1 protein-coding gene is annotated in these 1,329 nt (G+C 50.2%); it reads left to right on the forward strand.

Annotated elements, in window-relative coordinates; genetic code table 11:
• Positions 1-60: 60 nt before the first annotated feature.
• Entirely contained in the window at positions 61-1,296 is a 1,236-nt protein-coding gene (locus tag DYP60_RS13855) for an IS256 family transposase (protein ID WP_117331607.1), read from the forward strand.
• Positions 1,297-1,329: the final 33 nt, after the last annotated feature.

Consider the following 1,329-nt stretch of genomic DNA (forward strand, 5'->3'; position numbering starts at 1 on the left):
CGAGGGTGTAACATAGTTTGTGTAAATGGAAATCTGCTATGCTAAAAGAAGGAGCAGCAAATGACCAAGAAAAACAAACGAGAGAAAGACGCCATCGATGACATCGTCGATCAGCTAGACCTTAACGGGGTTACCCAGGACGAACTGTTCGGAGCGGATGGTCTGGTCAAGGCACTGACGGCAAGGATCCTCAACAAAGCCCTGGAAGCCGAGATGGACAATCATCTCGGGTATCGCAAGCATTCTTCCGCAGGTGACCTAAGCGGTAACAATCGCAACGGATATTCCACCAAGAAGGTACTTACCCAAGACCAAGAGACTGCAATCAGAGTCCCGCGGGACAGAAATGGATCTTTCGAGCCGGCAATAGTGCCAAAACACGAGAAGAGGCTGCCGATTTTCAACGAGCAGATAATAGCCCTGTATTCCAGTGGGATGACCGTAAGGGACATTCAGGCGCACCTGCAGGAAATCTATGGGGTGGAGGTGTCACCCGAACTCATCAGCAGGGTCACCGACAGCATCCTCGACGAGGTCAGGGAATGGAGGAACCGGCCCCTTTCCCCCATCTATCCCATTGTCTATCTTGATGCCTTGCGGGTGAACAGCAGGGAGAGCGGCAAGAACCAGAACAAGGCACTGTACATAGCCCTGGGAATCAATATGGAGGGACACAAGGAAGTCCTTGGTTTCTATCTCAGCGAGAACGAGGGGGCCAGGTTTTGGATGGGAGTCCTCACTGACCTGAAGAACCGTGGGGTCGATGACATATTCATCGCCTGCATGGATGGCCTGACCGGTTTCCCCGATGCTGTAAAAGCAGTGTTTCCCCAGACCAGGATCCAGCTGTGCATTGTCCACATGGTACGCAACAGCACCAAGTTCGTCTCCTACAAGGACCTCAAGGCCGTTTGCAGGGACCTGAAGAAGATTTATACGGCCTCGACCGAAGAGGAGGCCCTGTTGGGCCTCGATGATTTCGGGAAGACCTGGAACGGTAAATACGCCATGATCCAGAAGTCCTGGGAAAGCCACTGGGACGACCTGAACGAATTTTTCTCATATCCTGAGGAAATCCGTAAGGTAATCTATACAACCAATGCCATAGAATCCTTGAACTTCTCGCTGAGGAAAGTGACAAAGAACCGGGCAGCTTTCCCCACAGATGAATCAATCTACAAGATTATGTATCTCGCCATACACAAAGCCTCGAAGAAATGGACCATGCCAATCAGGAATTGGGGTGTCGCACTGAACCAGTTTTCTATCATGTTTGAAGGAAGAGTAAAACTATAGAAAATCAATTACACAAAACTATTGACAACCCCC

Source organism: Sphaerochaeta halotolerans, from assembly GCF_003429665.1.
GTDB classification, from domain to species: domain Bacteria; phylum Spirochaetota; class Spirochaetia; order Sphaerochaetales; family Sphaerochaetaceae; genus Sphaerochaeta; species Sphaerochaeta halotolerans.